Source organism: Vibrio sp. CB1-5, from assembly GCF_059412285.1.
Window position 1 is genome coordinate 25,385 of the sequence record NZ_JBJHPB010000042.1, and the last position, 6,267, is coordinate 31,651.

General features: G+C 46.1%; 6 protein-coding genes. All 6 read left to right on the top strand.

What is annotated here, in order from left to right:
- Window positions 1–30: 30 nt before the first annotated feature.
- Complete coding sequence (gene trxA / locus ACJB0T_RS20725; protein ID WP_042478899.1) at window positions 31–357, top strand: thioredoxin TrxA; 327 nt, start codon at window positions 31–33, stop codon at window positions 355–357.
- Window positions 358–550: 193 nt separating this feature from the next.
- Complete coding sequence (gene rho / locus ACJB0T_RS20730) at window positions 551–1,810, top strand: transcription termination factor Rho (RefSeq protein ID WP_042478896.1); 1,260 nt, start codon at window positions 551–553, stop codon at window positions 1,808–1,810.
- A 129-nt stretch (window positions 1,811–1,939) separates the two neighbouring features.
- On the top strand, window positions 1,940–2,938 hold the full coding sequence (locus ACJB0T_RS20735) for a hypothetical protein (protein WP_112463172.1): 999 nt from the start codon (window positions 1,940–1,942) through the stop codon (window positions 2,936–2,938).
- Window positions 2,939–3,035: 97 nt separating this feature from the next.
- Entirely contained in the window at window positions 3,036–4,901 is a 1,866-nt protein-coding gene (gene ubiD / locus ACJB0T_RS20740) for a 4-hydroxy-3-polyprenylbenzoate decarboxylase (RefSeq protein WP_479292026.1), read from the top strand.
- Window positions 4,898–5,170, top strand: coding sequence for a 2Fe-2S iron-sulfur cluster-binding protein (locus ACJB0T_RS20745; protein ID WP_479292023.1), 273 nt, complete (start codon window positions 4,898–4,900; stop codon window positions 5,168–5,170). The genes ubiD and ACJB0T_RS20745 overlap by 4 nt, the downstream gene beginning before the upstream one ends.
- 12 nt (window positions 5,171–5,182) lie before the next feature.
- Complete coding sequence (gene fre, locus ACJB0T_RS20750; RefSeq protein WP_042478887.1) at window positions 5,183–5,896, top strand: NAD(P)H-flavin reductase; 714 nt, start codon at window positions 5,183–5,185, stop codon at window positions 5,894–5,896.
- The last annotated feature ends 371 nt before the right edge of the window (window positions 5,897–6,267 follow it).

Genomic DNA, 6,267 nt, shown 5'->3' on the forward strand with positions numbered 1-6,267 from the left:
TCATCAATACAAAAAATATCGGAGTGAAAGATGAGTGAAAAGATTTTGCAGCTGACGGATGACGGTTTTGAAACTGACGTAATTAATGCTGCAGGCCCGGTTCTTGTTGACTTCTGGGCGGAGTGGTGTGGTCCTTGTAAGATGATTGCTCCAATCCTCGATGAAATCGCAGATGAGTACGAAGGCAAACTCACTATCGGTAAGCTAAACATCGACCAAAACGCAGGTACTCCACCTAAGTTTGGTATCCGTGGTATTCCAACGCTACTACTTTTCAAAGATGGCGGAGTGGCAGCAACTAAGGTTGGCGCACTGTCAAAAACTCAGTTAAAAGAGTTCTTAGACGAGAACTTATAATGAGAAGTAACGAAAACCGTGTATCTTAACAAATACACGGTTTTGTTTTTTTCAAAGCTAGACTAGACTCTTTTTTAGTGATAATTTATCGCACGTTAAATAAACAAGTGTTCACTTCTTGGTCGATCCTGTGACCAAATCCTTCTTAACAACAAAACAGATCCCTATTTTGACTAAACAAACATCCACCACAATGAACTTAACAGAATTGAAGAACAGACCTGTTTCTGAGCTCGTTAAACTTGGCGAATCTCTTGGTCTGGAAAACTTAGCTCGTCTGCGTAAGCAAGACATCATCTTCGCCATCTTAAAAGCCCATGCGAAAAGTGGTGAAGATATCTTTGGTGACGGGGTCTTAGAGATTCTTCAAGATGGTTTTGGTTTCCTGCGTAGCGCAGACAGTTCATACCTTGCTGGCCCAGATGATATCTACGTTTCTCCAAGTCAGATCCGTCGTTTCAACCTGCGTACAGGTGACTCGATTGCCGGTAAGATTCGCCCACCAAAAGATGGCGAGCGCTATTTCGCACTTCTAAAAGTAAACACTGTTAACGCTGATAAGCCGGATAACGCACGTAACAAGATCCTGTTTGAAAACCTAACCCCTCTGCATGCCAACGAGCGTATGACAATGGAGCGTGGTAACGGCTCAACAGAAGACATCACCGCACGTGTTCTTGATCTCGCATCACCAATCGGTAAAGGTCAACGTGGTCTCATCGTTGCACCACCTAAAGCGGGTAAAACCATGCTGCTGCAAAACATCGCGCAGAGCATTGCCCACAACCACCCTGAATGTGAATTGATGGTTCTTCTTATCGACGAACGTCCAGAAGAAGTAACTGAGATGCAGCGCCTAGTTAAAGGTGAAGTAGTAGCATCGACGTTTGATGAGCCAGCATCTCGTCACGTTCAAGTTGCTGAGATGGTTATCGAGAAAGCGAAGCGTCTTGTTGAACACAAGAAAGACGTGGTTATCCTACTGGATTCTATCACTCGTCTAGCTCGTGCTTACAACACGGTAGTACCTTCATCAGGTAAGGTTCTTACTGGTGGTGTTGATGCGAACGCACTACACCGTCCTAAGCGTTTCTTCGGTGCAGCTCGTAACGTAGAAGAAGGCGGCAGCCTAACTATCATCGCAACAGCGCTAGTGGATACTGGCTCTAAGATGGATGAAGTTATCTACGAAGAGTTTAAAGGTACAGGTAACATGGAACTGCACCTAAACCGTAAGATTGCTGAAAAGCGTGTCTTCCCAGCGATTGACTTCAACCGTTCAGGTACGCGTCGTGAAGAGCTACTGACGAAAGCCGATGAGCTGCAGAAGATGTGGATCCTACGTAAGATTGTTCACCCAATGGGCGAAATCGATGCGATGGAATTCCTAATCGACAAGCTAGCAATGACTAAGACTAACGATGAGTTCTTTGACGCAATGCGTCGCCAGTAATCGTTAATCGCGTCCACAAAGCGGACAACGAGTCTCAAATTTTAAACGTCACCCCTATGGGGTGACGTTTTTGTTTGCACTTCCCCTGTTTCACGCGCACAATACTGAATGTGTTAACAGGAGGTTAATATGCTACAAGGATGGTTAGCGTCGTTACTCCTCGTATTGGTTGTTTCATTCTCACAACCGGTGCACGCGTCTAAGGAAATGACGCAGCAGGAAGTAGAACGCTGGTTGCAAAGCCCAGTGGTGCTGCAAAAAGTCGACGATTTTTTATTGTTGGTGGAACAAGATGACACCGACGGCCTTAAATTTGCGTTAAATAGACTCGCGTTGCCTCAGCAAGAGGTGGCGAGGTTTTTGTTGCTCAAACATATTGAAGACAACGAACGCATTCTTTCCCCTAAAATGGCCATTTTCGTTCAAGGCCAAAAATCCCTGCCACCTACTTACACTATGCTTGAGCGTGGTGATGGCTACGAGTTTTCTATTCCTGCGTTTAACTACCCAGCCATATCTGCGCGCTTGATTAAGCGTTGGAACAGTGACCAAAAAACCTTGGAGTTTATCTTGCAGGCGGAGAGTGAGCAGTTGGTATTACGTGACTGGCTATCTGAGGGGAGTGATTATGAGCGTAAGATCCGCGAGGACTTATTAGTCAAAGAATTTGATAGTCTGTCACCGAAAGCGAACGCATTTATTACTCAGCAACTTACCGATACCAATATCACCGAGTGGTTGCCTTCTACTCGCGTATTGGTGCGAATGGCGCAAGTGAATGAAGACGCAGCCTTATATGACTTGCTGTGGAAAATGCGCGCGGATTATCATAGTCAAGTAGAGTTAGAGAGACTGGCGAGTCTTTCTTCTCCGTTTGCTCAGCAGCAAATCATGGCGGCTGCTCGTAATCCGAGTCTAAAACGTCAGGCGATCACTGAACTTGCTCAAATCACCCCATTACCGAATGAAGTGAAAACCTTCTTGGTGACACGAATGACCAAGGTGGAAGACGCCAGTTTTGTCGCCAGTCAACTGGCGCAGAATGGTCATAGTGGATGGGTGAGGGATGTGTTGTCGACCAATAGTCAGGTGAAAGCGAGTTTGGTGTTGCAAGCTCTGTCTAATTAACGGAATTTTCGCAGCTTCTCAACATCGTAGAGGACACTTCGCCCGATGATAGATTTGCGTATATAATGGTACCCTCTTTCAAGGCGAAGTATCCCCTATGATTTACAAGGACTTACGTGATTTCACTCAGCACCTGGAAAGCCAGGGGCTGCTCAAGCGCATCTCGCACCCCGTCGACCCTGATTATGAAATGACGGAGATCAGCGACAGAACTCTGCGAGCAGGTGGGCCCGCTCTACTGTTTGAAAACCCGATTGGCTATGACATGCCAGTGTTGACCAATTTATTTGGTACCCCTGAACGTGTTGCGATGGGAATGGGTCGACAGCAAGTCTCTGAGCTTAGAGAAGTAGGCAAACTACTGGCCTATCTAAAAGAGCCTGAGCCACCGCGTGGCTTTAAAGACGCGATCAATAAAATTCCTCTATTTAAGAAAGTGTTGCACATGCCGGCCAAAAGACTGCGTAAAGCGGCTTGCCAGCAAGTCGTTTGGCAAGGTGAAGAAGTCGATCTTGATAAAATCCCAGTGATGAGTTGCTGGCCAGATGATGTTGCACCCTTGCTAACGTGGGGGCTAACGGTCACTAAAGGACCGAATAAGAAGCGTCAAAATCTAGGTATCTATCGTCAACAGAAGATAGCCAAGAATAAGCTCATCATGCGCTGGCTCGCGCATCGTGGTGGTGCGCTCGATCTAAGAGACTGGATGGAAACCAATCCAGGAAAACCGTTCCCGGTATCTGTTGCATTTGGCGCCGACCCGGCCACCATCCTTGGAGCCGTTACGCCCGTACCTGATACCTTGTCTGAATATGCCTTTGCTGGATTGCTGCGTGGCGAGCGTACCGAAGTAGTTAAATCGGTTAGCAACGATCTTGAAGTTCCTGCAAGTGCCGAAATTGTCCTTGAGGGTTACATCGATCCGCAAGAATTTGCCGATGAAGGTCCGTATGGAGACCACACCGGCTACTACAACGAAAAAGAAAAGCACCACGTCTTTACTATTACGCACATTACTATGCGTGAAAACCCTATCTATCACAGCACTTATACAGGTCGCCCGCCTGATGAACCGGCTGTATTGGGGGTGTCGTTGAACGAGGTCTTCGTGCCAATCTTGCAAAAGCAGTTCCCGGAAATTGAAGACTTCTATCTTCCGCCAGAAGGATGTTCGTATCGCATGGCGGTGGTAACCATGAAGAAGCAATACCCAGGGCATGCTAAGCGTGTGATGATGGGGGTATGGTCTTTCTTGCGTCAGTTCATGTACACCAAGTTTGTCATCGTATGTGATGAAAGCGTCAATGGCCGCGACTGGCAGCAAGTCACCCAAGCTATGAATGATCATATGGTACCGAGTCGCGATACCTTGATGATTGAAAGCACGCCGATAGATTCTTTGGACTTTGCATCACCGGTTACCGGTTTAGGTTCCAAAATGGGACTGGATGCCACAATTAAGTGGGATGCAGAGTTGGAGCTGGAGGCGGCCAAGTATCAAACGGCACAAGATATCGAGCGCTCGAATAGTTGGGATGAAACTGTATTGACGAAACAGGTTACAGCTCAATATCCAGAGGTGACTGACTTGTATATTGCACCGGGAACGGGTACAAATCGTATGGTACTGCTGACTCTAGATAAGCAACGCGCAGGTCAAGCTATTGAGGTAATGAAAGGAGTAGAGGCTATACTCTCACCTTATCTGGCGACTAAGTTTATTGTTGCTTGCGACCAAGACGTGAACGTGCGTGATTGGAATGACGTGATTTGGGCGATCACCACGAGAATGGACCCGTCCAGAGATACATTGCTGGTCAACGATAGCACCTCCAGAGCTTATTTAGATGCAACCAATAAACTTGAAGACGAAGTGACGCGTGAGTGGGGCATACCAATTAAAAAAGACCCAGCATTGGTTGCAAAGATAGACAGCATTTGGGATGAACTAAATATCCTATGACAAAGCGAGTAGTGCTCAAGCCTCAGAACCTTGAGTTTATAGTCGAAGAAGGGCAGACAGTGTTAGAGGCTGCGCTCAACCAGAATCTTGCTTTCCCTCACCGCTGTATGGTGGGGGCCTGCGCTTCTTGTTTATGCCGTATCGAATCAGGTGCGGTGGACTATGATTTGGAACCATTACTTACCGAGAATGAAAAGCAGCAAGGCTGGATGTTCTCCTGTCTTGCTTATCCAAAGAGTGATTTGGTGATCACCTTTGGAGACGAATAAAAGAGATAAACCATGACCATCAATTGTAAAGTTAAGTCTATTGAGCCTTTGGCAGCGAATACCTATCAAATTTTGCTGCATCCAGAACAGCCTGTTAGCTTTAAAGCAGGTCAGTATTTAATGGTAGTAATGGGTGAGGCCGACAAGCGTCCTTTCTCTATTGCTAGCAGCCCTTGCCGTCATGAAGGCGAGATCGAGCTTCACATTGGTGCTGCAGAGCACAATGCTTATGCGCTAGAAGTGGTTGAATCAATGAAGCATGCACTTGAAGTGGGTGGCGACATTCAGATTGATGCCCCTCATGGTGAAGCTTGGATTCGTGAAGATAGCCAGCGCCCAATTCTATTGATTGCTGGCGGTACTGGCTTTAGCTATGTACGCTCTATTCTTGATCATTGCATCAGCCAAAACATTGCTCAGCCTATCTATCTCTATTGGGGTGGTCGCGATGAAGCTCAGCTATATGCTAAACAAGAGCTGGCTGATATCGCAAATGCTCATGAGCGCATTCAGTTCATTCCTGTTATTGAAGAAACACTAGCTGAGTGGACAGGCAAACAAGGCAACGTACTTCAAGCGGTCAGTGAAGATTTTGATTCACTTGCTGATTTCGATATCTATATAGCAGGTCGTTTCGAAATGGCTGGCGCTGCACGTGAACAGTTCACGCAAAACAAGCAGGCAAAATCAGATCACATGTATGGTGATGCGTACGCATTTATCTAATTGTTAGTGATTTGTGGCTAAAAGGAGAGTTTTTATACTCTCCTTGTTTTTTTTGATGGTATTTCAATCAAAAGAACGTTTTTTCTAAAAAATATTGAAAAAGGGGTTGCGCGGCTTCTCATTCTCCCTATAATGCGCACCACACCAAACGGGAGGGCAGCAAAGCAAGAGCCCAACAGGTTTGGCGGGCAAAAAGCCTAAACGAAAATAATTTGAAAAAGTGGTTGACACGACAAGTTATCTAGTTAAAATGGCCGCCCACTTCGAGAGAAAAGCCGAAAGGCTCAAAAACGAAAGTTTAGCTTCTCGAAGTAACGTTCTTTAAAAATATAGACCTATCAATCTGTGTGGGCACTCGTTGATGATAATCA